The organism is Pseudomonas sp. B22129, from assembly GCF_044218875.1.
Lineage (GTDB): Bacteria > Pseudomonadota > Gammaproteobacteria > Pseudomonadales > Pseudomonadaceae > Aquipseudomonas.
Genome location: NZ_CP162592.1, coordinates 4,467,397 through 4,488,464, shown reverse-complemented (window position 1 = coordinate 4,488,464; position 21,068 = coordinate 4,467,397). Strand labels below are relative to the sequence as shown.

19 protein-coding genes and 1 pseudogene are annotated in these 21,068 nt (G+C 60.7%); 11 read left to right on the top strand and 9 right to left on the bottom strand.

Features of this window, described 5'->3' with window-relative positions; genetic code table 11:
* Positions 1-20: 20 nt before the first annotated feature.
* The gene (locus AB4P94_RS20705) at positions 21-869 is read right to left on the bottom strand and encodes an NmrA family NAD(P)-binding protein (RefSeq protein WP_395607193.1); all 849 of its coding nucleotides are present in this window, start codon (positions 867-869) and stop codon (positions 21-23) included.
* A gap of 235 nt (positions 870-1,104) precedes the next feature.
* Between AB4P94_RS20705 and AB4P94_RS20700 the strand changes: the two genes are divergently transcribed.
* On the top strand, positions 1,105-2,040 hold the full coding sequence (locus tag AB4P94_RS20700) for a DMT family transporter (protein ID WP_395607192.1): 936 nt from the start codon (positions 1,105-1,107) through the stop codon (positions 2,038-2,040).
* 23 nt (positions 2,041-2,063) lie between these two features.
* On the opposite strand, the gene AB4P94_RS20695 is transcribed toward AB4P94_RS20700, so the two are convergent.
* From AB4P94_RS20695 to AB4P94_RS20685, 3 genes and pseudogenes are all read right to left on the bottom strand, one after another.
* A complete protein-coding gene (locus AB4P94_RS20695; protein ID WP_395607191.1) occupies positions 2,064-2,864 on the bottom strand; it encodes an alpha/beta fold hydrolase in 801 nt (266 codons plus the stop codon).
* Positions 2,865-2,942: 78 nt separating this feature from the next.
* Positions 2,943-3,845, bottom strand: coding sequence for a LysR family transcriptional regulator (locus AB4P94_RS20690; protein ID WP_395607190.1), 903 nt, complete (start codon positions 3,843-3,845; stop codon positions 2,943-2,945).
* Between the two features lie 244 nt (positions 3,846-4,089).
* Positions 4,090-4,317, bottom strand: a pseudogene (locus tag AB4P94_RS20685) (AAA family ATPase); the annotation flags it as partial.
* Positions 4,318-4,416: 99 nt separating this feature from the next.
* Here AB4P94_RS20685 and AB4P94_RS20680 point away from each other — a divergent pair.
* A complete protein-coding gene (locus AB4P94_RS20680; protein WP_395607189.1) occupies positions 4,417-5,367 on the top strand; it encodes a transporter in 951 nt (316 codons plus the stop codon).
* Positions 5,368-5,373: 6 nt separating this feature from the next.
* Here AB4P94_RS20680 and AB4P94_RS20675 read toward each other — a convergent pair whose 3' ends face one another.
* A complete protein-coding gene (locus AB4P94_RS20675) occupies positions 5,374-6,402 on the bottom strand; it encodes a UV damage endonuclease UvsE (RefSeq protein WP_395607188.1) in 1,029 nt (342 codons plus the stop codon).
* Positions 6,403-6,575: 173 nt separating this feature from the next.
* On the opposite strand from AB4P94_RS20675, the gene AB4P94_RS20670 reads away from it, so the two are divergent.
* The 3 genes from AB4P94_RS20670 (at position 6,576) to AB4P94_RS20660 (ending at position 9,268) form a co-directional block, all read left to right on the top strand.
* Positions 6,576-6,989, top strand: a complete 414-nt coding sequence (locus AB4P94_RS20670) for a DUF2231 domain-containing protein (RefSeq protein ID WP_395607187.1) — start codon at positions 6,576-6,578, stop codon at positions 6,987-6,989.
* Positions 6,986-8,278, top strand: coding sequence for a PQQ-dependent sugar dehydrogenase (locus AB4P94_RS20665; RefSeq protein ID WP_395607186.1), 1,293 nt, complete (start codon positions 6,986-6,988; stop codon positions 8,276-8,278). The genes AB4P94_RS20670 and AB4P94_RS20665 overlap by 4 nt, the downstream gene beginning before the upstream one ends.
* A 69-nt stretch (positions 8,279-8,347) precedes the next feature.
* Entirely contained in the window at positions 8,348-9,268 is a 921-nt protein-coding gene (locus tag AB4P94_RS20660; RefSeq protein ID WP_395607185.1) for a GNAT family N-acetyltransferase, read from the top strand.
* 39 nt (positions 9,269-9,307) lie between these two features.
* Here the strand turns inward: AB4P94_RS20660 and AB4P94_RS20655 are convergent, their stop codons facing one another.
* Complete coding sequence (locus AB4P94_RS20655) at positions 9,308-10,711, bottom strand: MFS transporter (protein WP_395607184.1); 1,404 nt, start codon at positions 10,709-10,711, stop codon at positions 9,308-9,310.
* A gap of 316 nt (positions 10,712-11,027) precedes the next feature.
* Here AB4P94_RS20655 and proP point away from each other — a divergent pair, with 316 nt between their 5' ends.
* Entirely contained in the window at positions 11,028-12,530 is a 1,503-nt protein-coding gene (gene proP / locus AB4P94_RS20650; protein ID WP_395607183.1) for a glycine betaine/L-proline transporter ProP, read from the top strand.
* An 83-nt stretch (positions 12,531-12,613) separates the two neighbouring features.
* Here proP and AB4P94_RS20645 read toward each other — a convergent pair whose 3' ends face one another.
* Positions 12,614-13,435: an AraC family transcriptional regulator gene (locus AB4P94_RS20645; protein WP_395607182.1), complete on the bottom strand. Its 822-nt coding sequence runs from the start codon at positions 13,433-13,435 to the stop codon at positions 12,614-12,616.
* 97 nt (positions 13,436-13,532) lie between these two features.
* Here AB4P94_RS20645 and AB4P94_RS20640 point away from each other — a divergent pair, with 97 nt between their 5' ends.
* Together AB4P94_RS20640 and AB4P94_RS20635 are read left to right on the top strand one after the other, a co-directional pair.
* The gene (locus tag AB4P94_RS20640) at positions 13,533-14,744 is read left to right on the top strand and encodes an MFS transporter (protein ID WP_395607181.1); all 1,212 of its coding nucleotides are present in this window, start codon (positions 13,533-13,535) and stop codon (positions 14,742-14,744) included.
* 155 nt (positions 14,745-14,899) lie between these two features.
* Positions 14,900-15,688 (top strand): M12 family metallopeptidase, encoded by a 789-nt coding sequence (locus AB4P94_RS20635; protein WP_395607180.1) that lies wholly within the window; start codon positions 14,900-14,902, stop codon positions 15,686-15,688.
* 90 nt (positions 15,689-15,778) lie between these two features.
* On the opposite strand, the gene iolG is transcribed toward AB4P94_RS20635, so the two are convergent.
* Positions 15,779-16,783, bottom strand: coding sequence for an inositol 2-dehydrogenase (gene iolG, locus AB4P94_RS20630; protein ID WP_395607179.1), 1,005 nt, complete (start codon positions 16,781-16,783; stop codon positions 15,779-15,781).
* Between the two features lie 32 nt (positions 16,784-16,815).
* Positions 16,816-17,841 (bottom strand): LacI family DNA-binding transcriptional regulator, encoded by a 1,026-nt coding sequence (locus AB4P94_RS20625; protein WP_395607178.1) that lies wholly within the window; start codon positions 17,839-17,841, stop codon positions 16,816-16,818.
* Between the two features lie 123 nt (positions 17,842-17,964).
* Between AB4P94_RS20625 and AB4P94_RS20620 the strand changes: the two genes are divergently transcribed.
* The 3 genes from AB4P94_RS20620 to AB4P94_RS20610 are packed head-to-tail and all read left to right on the top strand — an operon-like array spanning position 17,965 to position 20,902.
* The gene (locus AB4P94_RS20620) at positions 17,965-18,810 is read left to right on the top strand and encodes an SDR family oxidoreductase (RefSeq protein WP_395607177.1); all 846 of its coding nucleotides are present in this window, start codon (positions 17,965-17,967) and stop codon (positions 18,808-18,810) included.
* Complete coding sequence (locus AB4P94_RS20615) at positions 18,810-19,943, top strand: phytanoyl-CoA dioxygenase family protein (protein ID WP_395607176.1); 1,134 nt, start codon at positions 18,810-18,812, stop codon at positions 19,941-19,943. Before AB4P94_RS20620 ends, AB4P94_RS20615 begins: the two co-directional genes overlap by 1 nt.
* 35 nt (positions 19,944-19,978) lie before the next feature.
* Positions 19,979-20,902, top strand: a complete 924-nt coding sequence (locus tag AB4P94_RS20610; RefSeq protein WP_395607175.1) for a sugar ABC transporter substrate-binding protein — start codon at positions 19,979-19,981, stop codon at positions 20,900-20,902.
* Positions 20,903-21,068 lie beyond the last annotated feature (166 nt).

The window sequence follows — 21,068 nt, the reverse complement described above, 5'->3', positions numbered from 1 at the left end:
GCCCTCCTGCCCCCCTCGGTTCAACCGTTCAACAACCCGGCCAGCACGTCTTTGAAGGTGACCCGACCGACGCGCGGCACACCTTCAAAACAAATCCAGCCTTCGTTGAACCCGTCCAGCATTTGCATGCGTGGCAGCGGATTGTGCATGCCCTGGGATTCAAACAACGCTTGCCAGGTGTCACGTGCCACCACCTGCATGCGCACCGGGTGCCCGAGCAGTTCTGCGAAGGTTTGGGCGATGCTGTCAGGGGTCACGGTTTCGGTGGCTTGCAGCTCGACAATGCGATTGCCCTGCCAGGTTTCCCGCAGCAGCTCAGCGGCGGTGCGGCCCACGTCGAGCGTGGCGATCATCGGCACCGGTTTATCCAGCGGTTGCAGGAAGCTTGGAATTACACCGCTGCGGGCCGCATCGATATCCCACTGATGGTTTTCCATAAACCACGCAGGGCGCAAAAACGTGACCGGCAGGTCCAGCTCGCGCAGGCTTTGTTCCAGCAATTGCAATTGGTTGAGCAGGTTGGGCTGGCTGGCCTGGGCGCCGATGGTGGAAATGCACACCACCTTTTCCGGGCGGGTCACGGCGAGCGCCTGATGAATGTTGGCGATGATCTGACGGGTGGGCGCAAAGCCTTCAACCGGGTCGAAGTTTGGCGGCAGCAAAATGAAGACACCTTTGCTGTGGCTGAACGCGCCCGTCAATGACTGCACGTCATTGGCATCGGCCACCGCCACCTCACATCCCTGTGCGGCCCAGGCCACCCCTTTTCCAGCATCGCGCACCACCGCGCGCACGGGCTCGCCGGCTGCCAGCAATGCGTTGGCGACAGCTGCGCCGACCTGCCCGGTAACGCCCATGATCGAGTACATCGCAAAACTCCTGAGTAGTGGCAACCGGTTGTTGCCGTGGAGCAAGTATTGCGCTGCCGGACAAGGAGAAACGATAGCGCGGCGCTCATCACACTCATGACCGGAAATCACCCATCGCCAGGCTCGGCGAAGCGCAACGAATGACGATTGTGCGCTATCGCTTGTCGTTTTCTCGCTATATCCCCCCGTTACGACGGCGCCAGACTGACCCCCACTGAGTCAGAGGAGCTGTGCCGTGGAAAATCGCCAGACGATTGATAAGAAAGCCACCGTGATGATGATCGTGGTGTGTGCCATCTGGGGCCTTCAGCAAGTCGCTATCAAAGCGGCGGCCGAGGATGTCCCGCCCGTGTTGCAAATCGCCCTGCGCTCCGGGGTGGCCGCCGTGATGGTGGGCCTTCTGTTGCTCGTGCGCCGCTATCGCGAAAAGTGCCGCGTGCAGACGTGGCGTGGCGGCGTCATCGTCGGGGTTTTGTTCGCCGTCGAATACATCGCGGTGTCGGTTGGGCTGAGCTACACCTCGGCGGCGCACATGGTGATTTTTCTGTACACCGCACCGATCTTCGCCGCTATTGGCTTGCACATTCGTTTCGCCAGCGAACGTTTGAGCAGCGTGCAATGGCTGGGCATTGTCATTGCGTTTATCGGTATCGCGGTTGCGTTTTACGCACCATCTGCGCCAGGCGAAGGCTGGATCACACGCCAGCGCGTCGGGGATGCGCTGGGCGTGCTGGGTGCCATCGCCTGGGGCGCCACCACCTTGAGCATCCGCTGCTCGAAACTGGCTGAGGCGCCCGCGCCGTTGACGCTGTTTTACCAATTGGCCGGTGCCTGCGTGATCCTCGCTGCCGTGGCCGGTGTGACCGGGCAAACCACGTTGCACCTGTCCGGCATTGCCATCGCCAGCCTGGCGTTCCAGACCGTGGTGTTCTCGTTTCTGAGCTTGCTGGTATGGTTCTGGTTGCTCGGGCGCTACCTGGCTTCACGGCTTGGCGTGCTGTCGTTCCTCACGCCGTTATCGGGTGTGGTATTTGGTGTGTGGCTGCTGGATGAGAAGCTGGATACGTCCTTCGTGTTCGGTTCGCTGTTGGTGCTGGCGGGAATCGTGGTGGTCAGCGGCCACGACATGTGGCGCGCGAACCGGGCTCAACCGTGCCTGTCGAGTCGATAACGGCGGGAGGGGCACCGGGTGTTTCAGCCGCAGTGACGGTGGAAGTCAGCAATCTGCTGCCACAGGGCAACCGGGTTGGAATACATCGGGAAGTGCCCGCATTCGGCGATGGGCGCCAGGCGCACGCCATTCGCCTGGATGTGCGGCAGGTAAGACAGCGAAGCGTTCTGCTCGCCATACATGAACATCTTCGGGCAAGGCAAGCCGAGGAATTTGCCCATCAGGTCGCCGTGGTCGGACAGCTCGACCATCGACTGGAAAATCCCGCGTACCGCGCCGGCACGCACCTTGTGGCGCAGGCTCGCCGAATACAGCGCGCTGGCATAGGCCGGCGCGTGGCGGGTGCGCTCGATAAAGGCGTTGAAAAACGCTTCAGGGTCATCGGCGGGAAAATCCACAATTTGCCGGCTGAGAAAGCAGTCTTCAGGGGCAATATTGCCTTCGATGTCGGTAAAGCTCAGCACCCGGCCAGGGAAGCGGTGGGCCAGCATCAAGGCGGTCAACCCGCCCATGGAATGGCCGACCAGATGGAAACGCTGAATGTCGAAGTGCTCGAGCACCTGCAATGCCGTCTCCAGCAAGAAAGGAATGGAGATTTTCGACAAGTCGGCGCACTGGCTCTCGCCGCAACCGGGCGCGTCATAGGCGACAAAAGGGTGCCCGTCGAATGCCGGGTGCAGGACGATATCGGCGTAATCCTCCTTGGTCGAACCAAAGCCATGCAGAAATACGATGGGCGCACGTTCGCCTTCACGGCGCAGGGCGGCGATATTCAGTGCAACGCCGTCTACCGTCAGCGGCAACGTGGTGTGGACGAACGACATGTTGAAGCTCCTGGAACAGTCAGGCGGCCAATTTCAAGGGTTTGCTGCCCGATGTAAATGACGGATAGCGGAACACATTCATACGCCAATCGTATGAGCCTGGAACTGCGCGACCAGCTCCGTGACCAGCGGGTTGGGACGCTCGCTGTTCCACGCCACCGCCGTGGTCACCACGTTGAGTTTTTGCGTCAGCGGGCGCAGCACCACATTGCCCGGCGCGAGCTTTTTCAACGACGCCGGCACCAGCGCAATGCCTTGGCCGCAGCTGACGAAGGCGATTTGCGAGGCCACCGAGCGCACTTCATGCAGCACGCGGGGCGAGAACCCGCTGGCGCGGCAGGTGGCGATCAGGTTGTCGAAATACACCGGGCTGACCTTGCGCGAGAACATCACCAGCGGTTCGCTGGCCAGGCTCGACAGGCTGACGCGCGTACGCGCAGCCAGCGGATGGTTGCTGGGCAAGGCCACCATCAGCCGGTCTTCCAGCAGCGGCAGTGACTGGATCGCCGGCCCGAGGTCGCCATCCAGCCGGGCGAAGGCCAGGTCAATGTCCCCCGCCTCCAGCGCCGGCACGGCCTCGACACTGTCGATTTCACGCACCGAGACCGTCAGATGCGGGTATAGCTGCTTCATCTGATCGATCAAGCCCGGCAACACATCAAACATCGCCGTGGAAATCGCGCCGATTGTCAGCAGGCCCGACTGCCCCGCCACCGCCTCCTCCACCGCCAGCTCCAGGCGCTCCAGTTGCTCGGCAAACTTGCGCACCGCCGGCAAGATCGCAGCGCCCACCGGCGTCAGCTTGGCACCCCGCCGGGAGCGCTCGAACAGCGTGACCTTGAGCGCCTGTTCCAGTACCTGAATCTGTTCGCTCAAGGGTGGCTGCGACATACCCAGGCGCTTGGCGGCGCGGCCAAAGTTTTGTTCTTCGGCGACGGCAAGGAACAGCCACAGGTGGCGAATCAGGCGAAAGTTGATCATGGGAAGTCCATAGGCTAGGCGTATGTAACGGGAGCTTGAGCGCCAATATACCTATGTATCGATGACTCAGGAACTGATCACGACACTAGCGGGCTTGTTGTGGTGAGTGGGATTGTTGTGGTGAGCGGGCTTGCCCCGCGCTGGAGTGCGAAGCGCTCCCAATTCAGGCGACGCGGTGAAACCGATAAACCGAGTGGTCAGGTTATAGGGCCGCTTCGCAGCCCAGCGCGGGGCAAGCCCGCTCACCACAACACGCCTGGGCGCTGCGCAGGTAGTCGGTGATCGACAGGATTTCGCCGGGGTACAGCTGCGCCAGCCACGCGTCTTCACTCAGCACAATGGCGCCGTGTTGGGCGGCGAGCTGCTTGGCGAGTGTGGACTTGCCGGAGGCGATCTTGCCGCAGAGCAGGTGCAGAGTGGGCTTGGCGTGGCTCCTTCTATCGGGCCAAGGAGCATGCCCGCCAAGGCGCATGGGCGCAACAACCTCCCAGCCTTGAACTATGCTCAAGCAGCCACGGGGAGCGCAGCCCCCAACCGCACGCATCGAATGGCCTCTTGGATAGGATGTCCTATGACCACAAAAACGCGCGTTTTGGGTGTTCTTGCCCTGTTACCCCTGACCCTGGCACATGCGGACGACGGCGGCATCAGCTTCTGGCTGCCGGGGCAGTTCGGCGCACTGGCCGCCGCGCCGGTCACGCCGGGCTGGAGCCTGCCGCTGATCTATTACCACGTGAACGCCAGCGACAACAAAAATGCCGTGGTTCCGCGTGGCGGGCGCACGGTGGTCGGGCTGGATGCCAAGGCAGACCTGCTGTTCGCCAGCCCCACCTACACCTTTGAAACCCCGGTACTCGGTGGCGCCCAGGCGGCGATCTCGGCCATCGGCGCGGTGGCGCGTTCCGAAGCCAGCGTGGATGCAACCCTGACCGGGCCGCGGGGCCGCTCCTTTTCCGGCGGAACAAACGACAGCCTCAAGGGCGGCAGTGACCTTTACCTGCTCGGCACCCTGAAGTGGAACCACGGCGTGCACAATTTCATGGCCTACTCCATGGGCAACATTCCGATTGGCGCCTATGACCCCAACCGCCTGGTCAATATCGGCTTGGGCCACGCCGCGCTGGATGCGGGCGGTGGCTACACCTACTTCGACAAAACCAACGAGTTCTCCGCCGTGGCGGGCATGACCTACAACTGGAAGAACAACGACACCGACTACAAGAACGGCGTCGACGCCCATATCGACCTGAGCGCTTCGCACTTTCTCACCTCGCAGACCCTGGTCGGCCTGGTGGGTTATTACTTCCAACAAGTGACGGGCGACAGTGGCAGCGGCGCGGTACTGGGCGACTTCAAATCACGGGTCGCCGGGATCGGCCCCCAGGCCGGGCACTTTTTCAAGGTGGGCGACGAGTTGTGGTACGCCAACGTCAAGGGTTACTACGAGTTCGATGCGAAAAACCGCCCGGAAGGCTGGAACCTGTGGGTGTCGCTGGTGATTCCACTGAACGGCAAACAATGACGCGCCTCACGCCAGGCTTCGCTGCCAATGCTCATAAAACGCTTGGGACGCCACGTTCTTGTCCTTGGCTTCGATCATGATGTCGAAGCGGTCGAGAAACTGCAGGGCGTAATCATTGGTCCACAGGTTCCACATTTGCGCGCTGTGGGCATAGAGGTCACGCTTGGAAACCACCGCCAGCAGCGCGTCCATTTCCAGTTTTTGCCCGGCATCGAAACCCAACGCCTGCAGGCTCTCCTGAGGCTGGGAGTAATGCATCGTCGGGCGCACGCCGCGCCAGCTGTCGATCACCTGCGCGACCCGTGGGGAATGCGGGTCGATGTAGTCGTTTTCATGGATCCAGCAATGGTGAATGTCCAGCACCACCGGCGCCAGGTCGGCGACTTGCAGGCAGTGGTCGAGGCCGTAGGTCTTCTCGTCGTTTTCAAACGTGATGCAGTTGCGCGCCACCTCGGACAAGCGCGCCCACACCGCGCGGGTGCCTTCCACGCCCAGGCGACCGGCGATGTGCACGTTGCATTTGAGGTCCTGGAAGCGCCGGCCGTAGCCCATCATGCGGATCATGTCGGCGTGGTATTCGAATTCGGCCAGGCTGTTCTCCACCACGCCGGGGTTTTCCGAGCCCAGCACGCAATATTGGCCGGGGTGAAACGACAGGCGAATGTCCGAGGCCCGCGCCAGCTCGCCGATGGCGGCGAAACCTTCAATCAATTGGCGCTCGATGGCCGGGTCTTTGTACACAGGGGCCACTTTCGGGTGGCTGTAGAACGGCAGCAAATCACTGCTCACGCGCAGCATGCGCAGCGCCGGCGGCAGTTCGGCCACATAAGTGAGCAGGCGCAATTGGGCGGCCAGGTTATGCGTAACGATTTCCACCAGCTTGTCGCGGGCCACGTGCGGCGTGACGCTCTCCATCCAGCGCAGGGTGGTGGTGCGCGGGTTGAACGGGCCTTCGATCAGCTTCAAGGCGCTGGCAGAAAGCTGACGTTCGGGATGCCGGTATTGGCAGACAAAGCCGATGCGGGGATGAGTCATGGGAACGCCTGGCAAGAGAAAGGGCGGGATGATACGGCTTTAGGCCCGGGCGCACGCGGCCGGTTCATAATATTTCGACACGAATCAGGCTGAACTTTCCCACAAATACAAGGCTCCTTTCCTATGCGCTGCCCCGACCCCAGGGGCGTTGTACAACAAGGAGCCGCCACCCCATGACCACCCTTCCCGCCTACCGCTACGCCCCCGGGCCGCTGCACGCGACCTTGCTCGCCGGCACGGTGCCGCTGTTTCTCGGGGCCTTGCTCAGCGATATCGCCTACACCCAGACCTACCAGATTCAATGGGCCAACTTCGCCTCCTGGCTGATCGCCGGCGCCCTGGTGTTCGCAGGCTTTGCCTTCCTGTTCGCAGTGGTCAACCTGCTGCGCGCTGAACGCAAGGCCGGGCAACCGACTGTATATGTGCTGTTGCTGCTGGCGACCTGGGTGCTCGGGCTGATCAATGCCTTCCAGCACGCCAAGGACGCCTACGCCGCCATGCCCGCCGGGCTGGTGCTGTCGGCGATCGTCATGCTGCTGGCGCTGGCCGCCACCTGGACCGGCCTGCGTTCGGGAGGTGCCCAATGAAAACATCCAGCACACTCACATTGTTAAGTGCGGCGCTGCTGCTGAGCGCCTGCGGTGGCGAAGGCGACAAGACCCAGGCCCGCGGCCCCGACCCCAAATTGCCGGAGCAACAAAGCAGCCTGTTGCCGAGCATGAAAATTGCCGAGCCCACGCCGTGGGGTGACCAAAAGCCCAAAGTGCCGGATGGCTACAGCGTGACCGCCATCGCCACCGACCTCGCCATCCCGCGCCAGACGCTGGTGTTGCCCAACGGCGACATTCTGGTCGCCGAAGGCCGTGGCGGCAGCGCGGCCAAACTCAAGCCCAAAGACGTGATCGCCAGCGTGATCAAGGCCGAGGGCAACACCAAGGTCAAAGGAGGCAACCGCCTGACCCTGCTGCGCGACGCCGACGGTGACGGCGTGTATGAACTCAAAACCGTGTTCGCCGACAACCTCAACGCGCCTTACGGCCTGGCCTACGCCAACGGCAAACTCTACGTGGCCAACCAGGATGCGCTGGTGAGCTTCGACTATGCCGACGGCCAGACCAAAGCCAGCGGCCCGCCGAGCAAGGTCACCGACCTGCCCGCGCAGATCAACCACCACTGGACCAAGTCCCTGGCCATCAGCGCTGACGGGCGCCAGCTGTATGTGGGCATCGGTTCCAATAGCAACATCACCGAGCGCGGCATGGAAGTGGAGATCGACCGCGCCATGGTCTGGCAAATCGATGCCACCACCGGCGCGCACAAGCCCTACGCCACCGGCTTGCGTAACCCGACCGCGCTGACCATTCAGCCGGGCTCCGGGCAACTGTGGACGGTGGTCAACGAACGTGACGAGCTGGGCCCCGATTTGGTGCCGGACTACCTCACCTCCGTACGTGAAGGTGCCTTCTACGGCTGGCCTTACAGCTATTGGGGCCAGAACGTCGACCCGCGCGCGCAACCGCAGAACCCGGCGAAAGTCGCTGCGGCGATCAAACCGGACTACAGCCTGGGCTCACATGTCGCGGCGTTAGGGGTGGATTTCTCCATCCCCGAGATGGGCGATAAGTTTGCCAATGGTGCGTTTGTCGGCGAACACGGCAGCTGGAACCGCAACCCCCCGGTGGGCTACAAGGTGGTCTTCGTGCCGTTCAGCGATGGCAAGCCGGCCGGTGAGCCCGTCGACTTCGCTACCGGTTTTCGCGGCGAAGATGGCAAGACCCGCGGGCGCCCGGTGGGCGTGACGGTGGATCCAAAAGGTGCGCTGATCATCGCCGATGATTTGGCCAACACCGTCTGGCGGGTGACGCGTAACCGTTAAGCGAAATGTTTTGACATGCTTGCCTGAGGCAACAATATAATTGCCTCAGGCAACCATCAGAGCATCATCATGTCTACGACCACCCTTGTCGAACGCGCCGGCATCATCCGTGGCTTCAACCGTTTCTATACGCACCAGATCGGTGTGTTGCAGGAACACCTGCTGCAAAGCGACTTTTCCCTGACCGAAATCCGCGTGATGTACGAGTTGTCGTCCCGGGGCGACCTGACAGCTGCCGACCTGTGCCAGATGCTTGGCCTCGACGCGGGCTACCTGAGCCGGCTGATCAGTGGCTTCGAAAAGAAAGGCCTGATCCAGAAAATCCGCTCCGTCACCGATGCGCGCGCGGTGCAACTGCACCTCAGCGACCTCGGCCGCACGGTATTGGCCCCGCTGGAAAAGAAAACCCAGCAGGAAGTCATCGCCCTGCTGCAGGCCATGCCCGAGCAGCAACAACAGCAATTGACCGGCGCCATGCAGCGCATCCAGACGCTGCTGCAAGGCCGCACGCCGAGCTACCTGTTGCGCGACCCACAACCCGGTGACATGGGGTTGGTGGTGCAGCAGCAGTCGGCCCTGTATGCCCGCGAATACAACTGGAACTGGGAGTTCGAGGCACTGGTTTCAGAGATTACCGCCAAATACCTGCGCGAATTTGACCCGGCGTGCGAGCGTTGCTGGATCGCGGAAAAGGATGGCGAGGTGGTGGGTTCGGTCTTCGTGGTGCGTCATGATGAAACCACCGCCAAGCTGCGCATGCTTTACGTGGACGCCAGTGCCCGGGGGATGGGGATTGGCTCACGCCTGGTAGACGAATGCCTGCGCTTTGCCCGGCAGGTGGGCTACAAGAGCATGATTTTATGGACGGTGGATGCGCTGACCGATGCCCGCAAGCTCTACCGCAAAGCGGGGTTCAACCTGGTCAAGGAAGAACCCACCGTGAACTTTGGCAAGCCGCTGATCGATGAGACCTGGGCTCGCGCGTTGTAATCCCCTCCCGCGCTGCCCGGCAGCGCGGGAATTTACGCCTTACAGATCGGTGATTTCCTTGTGCCGCGGCACCAACGCTTTCATCACGCTCCACGCCACCAGGTACGCCAGCGCACAGATCGCAAACATGATCATGTAGCCGGTGTGAATGTCATTGACCGACTTGTAGTAGTCGAACACCCAGCCGCCGATCTTGGTCATCACCACGCCGCCCAGGCCACCGGCCATGCCGCCGATGCCGACCACCGAGGCCACGGTTTTCTGCGGGAACATGTCGGACACCGTGGTGAAGATGTTGCACGACCACGCCTGGTGCGCCGAGGCGCCCACGCCGATCAACAACACCGGCACCCAGAAGCTCAGGTAGCCGAACGGTTGCGCCAACAACACCACCAGCGGGAACAACGCGATCACCAGCATGGCTTTCATGCGCCCATCGTAGGGTGCATCGCCGCGCGCCATGAAGTAGCTGGGGAACCAGCCGCCGCCAATACTGCCGACCATGGTCATGCTGTACAGCACAGCCAGTGGCATCACGATATCCGAGCCTTTCATGCCGTATTGCGCCGACAGGTAAGTCGGCAGCCAGAACAGAAAGAACCACCACACGCCGTCGGTCATGAACTTGCCGAAGGCAAACGCCCACGTCTGGCGGTAGGTCAACAGCTTGAACCACGACACCTTCTTCTCGACCGCGCCGGCAACCGGCGGCGTGAAAGGCTGTACGGTCTGGTCGCTGCGGATGTAGGCCAGTTCCTCGGCCGACAGGCGTTTTTGCTGCTCGGGTTTCTCATAGACCATCGACCACACGGCCACCCAGACAAAGCCGAGCATGCCGATGACGATAAAGGCCGCTTCCCAGCCCCACAGGCCGGCAATCAGCGGCACGCAGATCGGCGCCAGAATCGCGCCGACGTTGGCACCGGAGTTGAAAATGCCGGTGGCCAGGGAGCGTTCTTTCTTGGGGAAGTATTCGGCCGTGGCCTTGATCGCGATGGGGAAGTTACCCGCCTCGCCAATCGCCAGCACGGCGCGCGACAGCATGAAACCGGCAATCGACACCGGAATCACCGCCAGGCCGATGGCGCTGCTGACAGTGGCAATACCCGCGCCCATCGGCACCGAGAAGGCATGCATGATGGCGCCGGTGGACCAGATGCCGATCGCGACCACGTAGGCGGCCTTGGTGCCGATCTTGTCGACAAAGCGCCCGGCGAACAGCATGGAAATGGCGTAGACAAACTGGAACACCGCCGCAATGTTGGCGTAGTCGGTGTTGCTCCAGCCAAACTGCGTGGACAACTGCGGCGCCAGCAGGCTGAGCACCTGGCGGTCGAGGTAGTTGACGGTGGTGGCAAAGAACAACATCGCGCAGATGGTCCAGCGATAGTTGCCGACGGCCTGGCCGACGCGATGGGCGTTGATGGGCTCATTCAAATTCATGGCATCACTTTTTATTGTTTTTAGTAAGGACACATGTAACGTCATATGTCGTCGTACAACTGTGACTTTTATATCGAGGTCCCTGTGCGGTGTCAATCGCAAAGATTACCGATTATCGAGGTTTCACCAGCCTGAGAAAATCGAAGTCATAGGATGACATCTCGCCACAGAAAGCTGCTTCACGCCAGGACGGGGCCATGGCCTGCAAAAAAACGCAATTAGTGGTGAATTATTTCGTGTCGGCTTGTATCTGAACTGACAGAGCGGTGCCATCGCAGCGATGGCACCTCCCCTGTTCAGTTTTAGAGTGGCCTGCATGAAATCACGTAAGAAAAGCGTCAATCCCATCGGATTGAAAGACATCACCATTGTCGACGATACCAAGGTGCGCAAGGCGATCACCGCCGCCGCACTGGGTAACGCCATGGAGTGGTTCGACTTCGGCGTCTACGGGTTCGTCGCCTATGTGCTCGGCAAGGTGTTCTTCCCGGACGCCTCCCCCAGCGTACAAATGATCGCAGCGCTGGGCACCTTCTCGGTACCCTTCCTGATTCGCCCGCTGGGTGGCCTGTTCTTTGGCGCGCTGGGCGACAAATACGGGCGCCAGAAAGTCCTCGCGGCCACCATTGTGATCATGTCCCTGAGCACCTTTGCCATCGGCCTGATCCCGTCCTATGCCTCGATTGGCATCTGGGCGCCGATCCTGTTGCTGCTGTGCAAAATGGCCCAGGGTTTCTCGGTCGGCGGTGAATACACCGGCGCCTCGATCTTCGTCGCCGAATATGCCCCGGACCGCAAGCGCGGGTTCCTCGGCAGCTGGCTGGACTTCGGTTCCATCGCCGGCTTCGTCCTCGGCGCCGGTGTGGTGGTACTGATTTCCAGCGTGCTCGGCGATGCCGACTTCGAAGCCTGGGGCTGGCGCCTGCCGTTCTTCCTCGCCCTGCCCCTGGGCATCATCGGCCTGTACCTGCGCCACGCACTGGAAGAAACGCCAGCGTTCCAGCAACACATGGACAAAATGGAACAAGGCGACCGCGAAGGCCTGACCCACGGCCCGAAGGTGTCGTTCAAGGAGGTCGCGACCAAGCACTGGCGCAGCCTGCTGACCTGCATCGGCATTGTCGCGGCGACTAACGTGACCTATTACATGTTGCTCACCTACATGCCGAGCTACCTGTCGCATAACCTGCATTACCAAGAAAACAGCGGCGTGCTGATCATCATCGCGATCATGGTCGGCATGCTGTTCGTGCAGCCGTTCATTGGTTTCATCAGCGACAAGATCGGCCGCAAGCCTTTCATCATCGCCGGCAGCATTGGCCTGCTGTTGCTGTCGATCCCGGCCTTCATGCTGATCACCAGCGGCAAGATCGGCCTGATCTTCGCCGGCTTGCTGATCCTCGCCGTGATCCTCAACTTCTTCATCGGCGTGATGGCCTCCACCCTGCCGGCGATGTTTCCCACGCACATTCGTTACAGCGCGCTGGCCAGTGCGTTCAACGTCTCGGTGTTGATTGCCGGTGTGACGCCAACCGCCGTGGCGTGGCTGGTGGAAAGCACCAATGACCTGTACATGCCCGCCTACTACCTGATGGTGTTCGCGGTAGTCGGCCTGATCACCGGCCTGACCATGAAGGAAACCGCCAACAAACCCCTGCGTGGCGCGGCGCCGGCGGCGTCGGATATGGAAGAGGCCAAGGAATTGCTGCAGGAACACCACGACAATATCGAGCAGAAGATCGAAGACCTTGACGCCGAAATTGCCGAACTGGAAGCCAAGCGCCAGAACCTGGTGCAGCAGCATCCACGGATCAACTGAACCGGCTTGCTCGTTCAAAACGGTGGGAGGGGGCTTGCCCCCTCCCACATCTGATCCGGCGCTCCATCTGAAAAAGATCTGCCCTAGCGAAAAAACTGGCTGGGCGTCTTGCCAAACTGTTTCTTGAACATACTGGTAAAGGCGCTCGGGCTTTCATAGCCCAGCTCGATGGCCACATCGATGATCTTCTCCCCCACCGCAATGCGCTCCAGCGCCAATAGCAATCGCGCCTGCTGACGCCATTGGCCGAAGGTCAGCCCGGTTTCCTTGCGAAACAGGCGCTGGATGGTTTTTTGGTCCAGTGCCAGCCGATCACTCCAGTCCGCCACCGTCGAGGCATCCCCCGGGTCGGCCTGCCAGGCTACGCAGATCTTGTTGATGCGTGCATCGCCAGGCTGGGGCAGTGACAGCGGCAGCGCCGGCAGAATCGCCAGCTCATCCAGAATCAGGTGCATGATCCGCGCCTCGCGTGAGTGCTCGGCATACGGCGGCTTCAAACTGACCGACGCCTTGATCAACTCGCTGAGCAGCGGCGACACGCTGACCGCCTTGGTTTCAGTTGGCAGGTTCGGAAAACTGTCCGGGCGCACAAATACGCTGCGCATCTTCAACGGCCCCACGCAGCGCAGTGAATGCACCTGCCCCGATGGCATCCAGAAGCCGCGATTGGGCGGCACCGTCCACTGGTTCTGCACCGAATGCACCACCATCACGCCCTCGATGGCGTACAGCAGTTGATGCTTTTCGTGGCTGTGGTCGGGAATCACCCAGTTCTCGGGGTAATCGGTGGCAGAACTGATAACCGCCCAATCGCCCTCATCGATCTCACGCAGAAATGTATCCAGTGATTTAATCATTTCGCCCTTTTTGCGATGGTTGCTGCCCGAATTTCGCGAGACAGGCATTTTCACTGAATCTAGCATGAACGTCGAAATATTTTGAAATGGGCAAACGGCTTAAGTACCGTTTGCCTCTGTTTGCTGCCTTGTATGGAATGCCTGCATGTCGACCCTGACCGCGTCACCCGCCGCTGCAACCACAACGCCCCAGGTAAGCCCCTTGGTCATGCGCGTCCTTGGCGCGTGCGCCCTGGCGCACATGATCAATGACCTGATCCAGGCTGTGCTGCCCTCGATCTACCCGATGCTCAAAGCCAACTACGGGCTGAGCTTCACCCAAGTCGGCCTGATCACCCTGACGTTCCAACTGACCGCTTCACTGCTGCAGCCGTGGATCGGCTACCACACCGACCGGCACCCCAAACCCTGGCTGCTGCCGGCGGGCATGATCAGTACCTTGATCGGCATTCTGATGCTGGCATTTGTCGGCACCTTCCCGGCTATTCTGCTGGCGGCGGCGCTGGTCGGCGTAGGCTCATCGACCTTCCACCCGGAAACCTCGCGCGTGGCGCGCCTGGCTTCCGGCGGCCGTTACGGTTTGGCGCAATCGACGTTCCAGGTCGGCGGCAACACCGGCAGCGCTTTCGGCCCGTTGCTGGCGGCGGCGATCATCATTCCTTACGGCCAAAGCCATATCGCCTGGTTCGGCCTGTTTGCGGTGTTCGCGATTCTGGTGCTGTACGGTTTGAGCCGCTGGTACCGCAACCATCTCAACCTGTTCAAGTTGAAAACCGGCGGCAAAGCCACCCACGGTCTGTCGAAAGGCCGCGTGACCTTTGCTCTGGTCGTGCTGGCGATGCTGGTGTTCTCGAAATACTTCTACATGACCAGCCTCACCAGCTACTTCACTTTTTACCTGATCGAAAAATTCCACCTGTCGGTCGCCAGCTCACAGCTCTACCTGTTCCTGTTCCTCGGCGCAGTCGCCGTGGGCACCTTCGCCGGCGGGCCGATTGGCGACAAGATCGGCCGCAAGAAAGTCATCTGGTTCTCGATCCTCGGTGCCGCGCCCTTCACCCTGGCCCTGCCCTACGTGGATCTGTTCTGGACCGCCGTACTCAGCGTGATCATCGGTTTTGTGCTGGCCTCGGCGTTCTCGGCCATCGTGGTGTTTGCCCAGGAACTGGTGCCGGGCAACGTGGGCATGATCGCCGGCATTTTCTTCGGCCTGATGTTCGGTTTCAGCGGTATCGGCGCGGCATTGCTGGGCTTGCTCGCTGACAGCCATGGCATCGAATACGTCTACGAGATCTGTTCGTTCCTGCCGCTGGTTGGAATACTGACGGTGTTATTGCCGTCGACTAAAGGAGTGTAAATCCGCCTATAAGATAACCGCCTTGAAACTACATAAATCAAGGCGGTCACCCTCCGCGTGGTAACGAAGCCTCCTACCTTGAATGGAACCAGATTGCTGATAAAGCCACTCATCTTTGGCTAGTCGATATTGTGTTTACCTGAAGAGGATAGTGCATGATTACCCCATCGCCTGTGATGTATCACACCCCTCCATTGCTGGACCCGAACAGCGCACCGGCAAATAATGAACCCCTTGACACGTCAGCGGTTAGCCGACCCAAACGCGGCATCGCGGACACGCGGTATTTGTGGCCACAAAATCACACGCTTACCATTGCATTCATGGACATGCCGAAAAAAGCGCAAGACTTGATTAAATTGACCATTGAGTCGTATGCACCATTGGTCAATCTAAAGTTTAAATTTGTTAAAGGTACAGTCGGCGACATTCGTATATCAGGTCATAAAGATATTTCAGGTGACTGGTCAGCTGTAGGCACTGCGGCGCTGAAGGCCAAGAAAGACAAACCCACGATGCATATTAATCTTGTAAATAAAGCCCCTTCAAACGTTATAAAAAATACGCTTCATGAATTCGGACATGCCTTGGGGCTGGAGCATGAACATCAACATCCGCAGCGAAGTTACTCCTTCAACAAAGACGGCGTATACAAGTCTTTCTTGCAACCCGGAATTACCAAAGAAGATATTGACAACAACATTATCGCCACCCCCGACCCCGCCAACAGCATAACGTCCGCCTACGATCAAAAATCGATCATGCACTACGGACTCAGCGCAAGCTCTACATCCAACAATGTCGAGATACCTAATAATTTCGAACTTTCCGAAGGTGATAAAGCCTTTTTGAAACAGTTGTACCCGCCTGCTGTTCCCAAGGTGAAACCCCAACTGACACCAGAACAAATTCAAGCCCGTCGGTACTGGTCAAAAAGACTTTAACTCGCCGACAGCCAAAGGAATGGCTCATTCCTTCGGCGCTGGGGCATGGCAGGTACCTTCACTTCAGCGCCGTGCTTATCTTTCGGATCATCAAAGATCGTAACGAACTGCCACACTCCTGCCCGTCTTCACCGACTCCAACGCACAGTCCGCCAGATACAACGCATATAACCCATCCCGCACGCTCGTAGGCAATTGGCGCCCACTGTTCAGCGCGTCAATAAACTGCGCCAGCTCATTGCGATAAGCATCCGCGTAACGCTCCAGGAAAAAATGCTGCAACGGCTCCAGCGCTTCGGTGTGTTCGGCGCTCCAATGCCGCAACGTGCTCGGCCGATGGTTATCGGTCAGCAACACACCGCTGGCGCCGGACACCTCCACGCGCTGGTCGTAGCCATACACCGCCTGGCGGCAGCAGTTGATGTGGCATTGCTTGCCGGAGGCAGTGCGCAGCAACACCATCACGCTGTCGTAGTCGTCGATTTCTTCAAGGCTCGGGTCCACCAGGCGGCTGGCGAAGGCGCTGACTTCCACCGGCTCTTCACCGAGCAAATGCCGGGCGGTGTCGAAGTCGTGGATGGTCATGTCGCGCAGGATACCGCCGGAGTGTTTCAGGTAATCACGCGGGGCCAGGCCGGGGTCGCGGCTGGTGATGATGACTTGGCGCACGGCACCGATCCGGCCGGCGTCCAGCGCCTCGCGCAGGCGCAGCATGTCGGGGTCGAAGCGCCGGTTGAAACCGAGCATCACCTTGCCGCCCTGGCGCTCGACGGCTTGGGCGGCGCTGCGGGCCTTGGCGATATCCAGGTCGATGGGCTTCTCGCAGAGCACCGCCTTGCCTTCGGCCACGGCTGCCAGTAACAGGTCAATGTGGGTATCGGTGGGCGTGCCGATCACCACGGCGTCGATGTCCTTGCGGGTCAGCGCGGCGGCGCAATCGTAGGCCGCTTCACAGCCCAATTGCGTGCTCAATGCGTCGACACCTTCGCGCCAGGGGTCGGCCACCAGCACCAGCGTGGCATTGGGGTGGGCGGTGACGTTGGCGGCATGGATCTTGGCGATGCGCCCTGCACCCAGAACGGCGATACGTAGCATGGTCGAACTCCTGATGTTGTTGAAGGGAGTAGTCAATCCGGCAGGTTGAACGGTGTGACGATCTGCACCTGTGACGGCGCAATGGGCCCGGCCTTCCACAGCCGGTGGTGTTGCAGGATGTGCAGGAACACGCTGCGGGCATCGATCTGCAGGTTGTGATCGATGATCGCGGCGACTTTTTCTTCCAGCAGCAACTGACGGTTTTCCTCATCGAGGTCGTGGCCGATAAATACGTCGAGCCCGCGCCCCTGTGCAGCGAACGCATCGACAATCGCACGGTTACCGCCGCCGACGCTGTACACCGCCTTGAGTTCGGGATGCTGCTTCAGCGCCTGCGTGACGCGCTCAAACGTGCGCTCATACACGCCGTAACCGCCGCTGATATCCAGCACACGCAAGTGCGGTGCCCGCCCGCGCAGCCAGGCGCGAAAGCCCATCTCGCGTTCTTCTTCGCCCCGGAACAGCTCGCTGCCGATCACCACTGCCACGTCCTGCGGTTGCGCGGGTAGCCAGCGCGACATCAGGTACGCGGCCGTCTGGCCAGCGGTGCGATTGTCCATGCCGACGTAGCCGATGCGCTCGCTTTGCGGCAAGTCGGTGACCAGCGTCACGACCGGAATGCCTGCCGCCATCAGTTGCTTGACCGCCTGATTCACCGCCGGCTCATCGGCGGCCTTGAGCACCACGCCCTGGCTGCCGGTGTCGAGGCAGCGCAGCAGTTGGTCGTGCATGGCCTGGGGCTCGATTTCCTCGAACAGGTGAAAACGCGGCGCGATGCGAAACGGCGCCAGGCTGGCCAACTGCGCGACGATCGCCGCCTGCACTGCGGCACTGAAGCGCTTGGGCGTGTGCATGATCACGTCGACATGAAAGGTGCGCCCCACCGCCAGGCCGTTTTTTTCCTGGGCTTCCAGCTCGTCCAGCGCCTGCACAATGCGCCGTTGCGTCTGCGCATGCACCGCGCCGCGCTGGTGCAGCACGCGGTCAACCGTGGCTTTGCTCACCCCGGCCTGGGTGGCGAGCTGCTTGATGGAAAAGTGTTTTGCGCGTTCGAGCATGCGGTTCGCCTGAGGTGTTTTTGAGGTCTTTTTTGGGCGTTACTGAGGTTTTGCAATGCTAGTCTCAGTTTTGCCCGCCGTCGAGCCGGGCGATGAAAACAACAAAAAAACCAGGAGAACCGCATGCCTCACACCGACCTCGCCACCTCGTTCAGCGGCCAATACTTTGTCGTCACCGGCAGCACCCAAGGCCTGGGTGCCGCGGTGGCACATACCCTGGCCCGGCGCGGCGCCGCTGGCTTGATCATCTGCGGGCGCCGCCGCTCCCAGGGCGAAGAGCAGGTGCGGCAACTGGCTGAACTGGATTGCCAGGCGTTTTTTGTCGAGGCCGACCTTGAGCAGGTCGAGGACTGCCGCGCGATCATCGACGCGGCACGCACGCAGTTCGGCACCTTGCACGGGCTGGTGAACTGCGCCGGCATGTCCGACCGTGGCACCATCCTGGATACCTCGCCCGAGCTGTTCGAGCGCCTGTTTGCGGTGAACGTGCGAGCGCCGTTTTTCCTGATGCAGGAAGCGTTGAAGTTGATGATCAGCAAGGGCGTGGAAGGCGCGGTGGTGAATATCCAGAGCGTTACCGGGCATGGCGGCCAGTCATTCCTGAGCGCGTATGCCGCGTCCAAGGGAGCGCTGGCGATCCTGACCAAGAATGTGGCGTTCAGCGCCCTGCGCAACCGCATCCGCGTCAACGGCTTGAATATTGGCTGGATGGACACGCCCCACGAAGATGAAATCCAGCGCCAGTACCACGGCGCGCAGGACGGCTGGCTGGAAAAAGCCGAAAGCGCGCAGCCGTTCGGCCGCCTGCTCAAGCCTGAGGAAGTGGCGCAAAGCGTGGCATTTTTGCTGTCGCGCGAGTCGGGGATGATGACCGGTTCGGTGATCGACCTGGAGCAAGGCGTGGTCGGCTGCACCGACAGCAGCACCCCGCAGCCCCATCAGGCACTGAGCCTGCCGGGAGGTGTGTGATGTCGGCTTTTGTGACAAGCGAGGCGGTGCGCCTGGCAGATTTCAGCCGCATTTGCGCACAACGGGCGAGCGTCGAGGACTGTCCGCTGAGCGCAGAGGTGGTCAGCAATGTGCCGATCTATCAGGCGCGCACCCTGCGCAATAGCGACCGCCTGGCCGTGATGAACGAGCTGCACCGTTTGTTCCGCGATGGCCCCGGCGTGATGGTGGTGCGTGGGGCTTATGAAGACCTGGAGGTGGTCGACCGCCACAGCCAGGTGTTCGAGGCCATCTTCGCCCATGAAGCCGAGCAAGGCGTGGCCGCTGACCACTTCGCCAAGGCTGGCAGCAACGGGCGTATCTGGAACTCGTTGCAGAAGGCGGCGCTGGAATCGCCCGCCTCGTTCGTCGAGTACTACGCCAACCCTCTGCTGGGGCTGATTGCCGAAGCATGGCTGGGCCCAAGCTTTCAAGTCACCGCACAAGTCAACGTGGTGCACCCCGGCGGCCAGGCGCAGCAGCCCCATCGTGACTATCACCTGGGGTTCCAGACCAACGAGGTGGTGGAACGCTTCCCCCTGCCCCTGCACGTGCTGTCCCAGTACCTCACGCTGCAAGGCGCCGTGGCCCATTCAGACATGCCGCTGGAAACCGGCCCGACCCAACTGCTGCCGTTCTCCCAGCAATACGCACTGGGTTACCTGGCCTGGCGACGTCCGGAATTCATCGACTACTTCCAGCAGCACGCCGTGCAGCTACCGTTGAACAAGGGCGACTTGCTGTTCTTCAACCCGGCGCTGTTCCACGCCGCCGGTACCAACCGCACTCCAAGCACACAGCGCATGGCCAACCTGCTGCAAATCTCCTCGGCCTTCGGCAAACCCATGGAGGCCCTCGACCGCGACTCCATGATGCTGGCGGTGTACCCGGAGTTGCTGGCCAACACGGCGCTGAATGCCGAAGCCATCGACGCGGTCATCGCCTGCACCGCTGACGGTTATTCCTTCCCCACCAACCTTGACACTGACCCGCCCTTGCAAGGGCTGGCCCCGCAAACCGGGCAGCAATTGATGCAGCAGGCCCTCACAGAACGCTGGCCTTTGCCTGACTTTGCCGCTGCCGTCACGCAGATGCGGACCAAGCGTCAGGCGTGATGCTTTAACAACAACAAAAATAACGGAGCAACAGCATGAAAAAGCACCTCCTCGCAGCACTCTTTACGTTGGCTGTAACCCCCTGGGCCATGGCCGATATTCGTATTGGCGTGAGCATCGCCCAAGTTGACGATGTGTTTCTGGCACAGATGCGCGACTACATGGCCGCCCACGCCAAGGAATTGCCCGGCGTGACGCTGCAGTTCGAAGACGCCCAGGGCGACGTGGTGCGCCAGCTCAACCAGGTGCAGAACTTCACCGCCCAGGGCATGGACGCAATTATCGTCAACGCGGTGGACACGGCCGCTACGCAAAAAATGACGATCAATGCCCAGCAGGCCAAGACCCCGCTGGTGTATGTCAACCGTCGCCCTGAGTTCAAGGAAGTGCCGCCGGGCGTGGGCTATGTCGGTTCGGATGAAATCAAGGCCGGTGAAATCCAGATGCGCTACCTCGCCGAGAAAATGGGCGGCAAGGGCAACCTCGCGATCATGCTCGGGCTGCTGTCCAATAACGCCACGCACAATCGCACGCTGGGCGTGAAGACCGTGCTCAAGGACTACCCGGGTATCAAAATCGTCGAAGAACAAAGTGCCGAATGGCAGCGCGGCAAGGCGATCGACCTGATGAACAACTGGATCGTGTCGGGCAAGAAAATCGACGCCGTGGCGGCCAATGCTGACGAAATGGCTATCGGCGCCGCCATGGCGATCAGCCAGGCGGGGATGCAACCGGGCAAAGACATTCTGGTGGCCGGCAGCGACGGCGGCCCGGCCGGGCTGGATGCCGTGAAAAAGGGGCAGCTGCTGGTGACCGTCTACCAGGACAACAAAGGGCAGGCAGTGGGCTCGATTGATTTGGCGGTGAAGATGGTGAAGAAGGAGCCGTACACGGCAGAGTTGACGATTCCTTATCAGCAGATCACCCAGGAAAACTATCAGAAGTTCCTTAACCCTTGAGCACCGGCAATCCATAACAACTGCAGAAGTGCCAATCTGATTCCAGAGGCCGTACACAATAAAATGTGGGAGCGGGCTTGCTCGCGAAGAAGGCGTGTCAGTTGATACATCTGGCGACTGACCCACCGCATTCGCGAGCAAGCCCGCTCCCACATTGAGTGCTCAT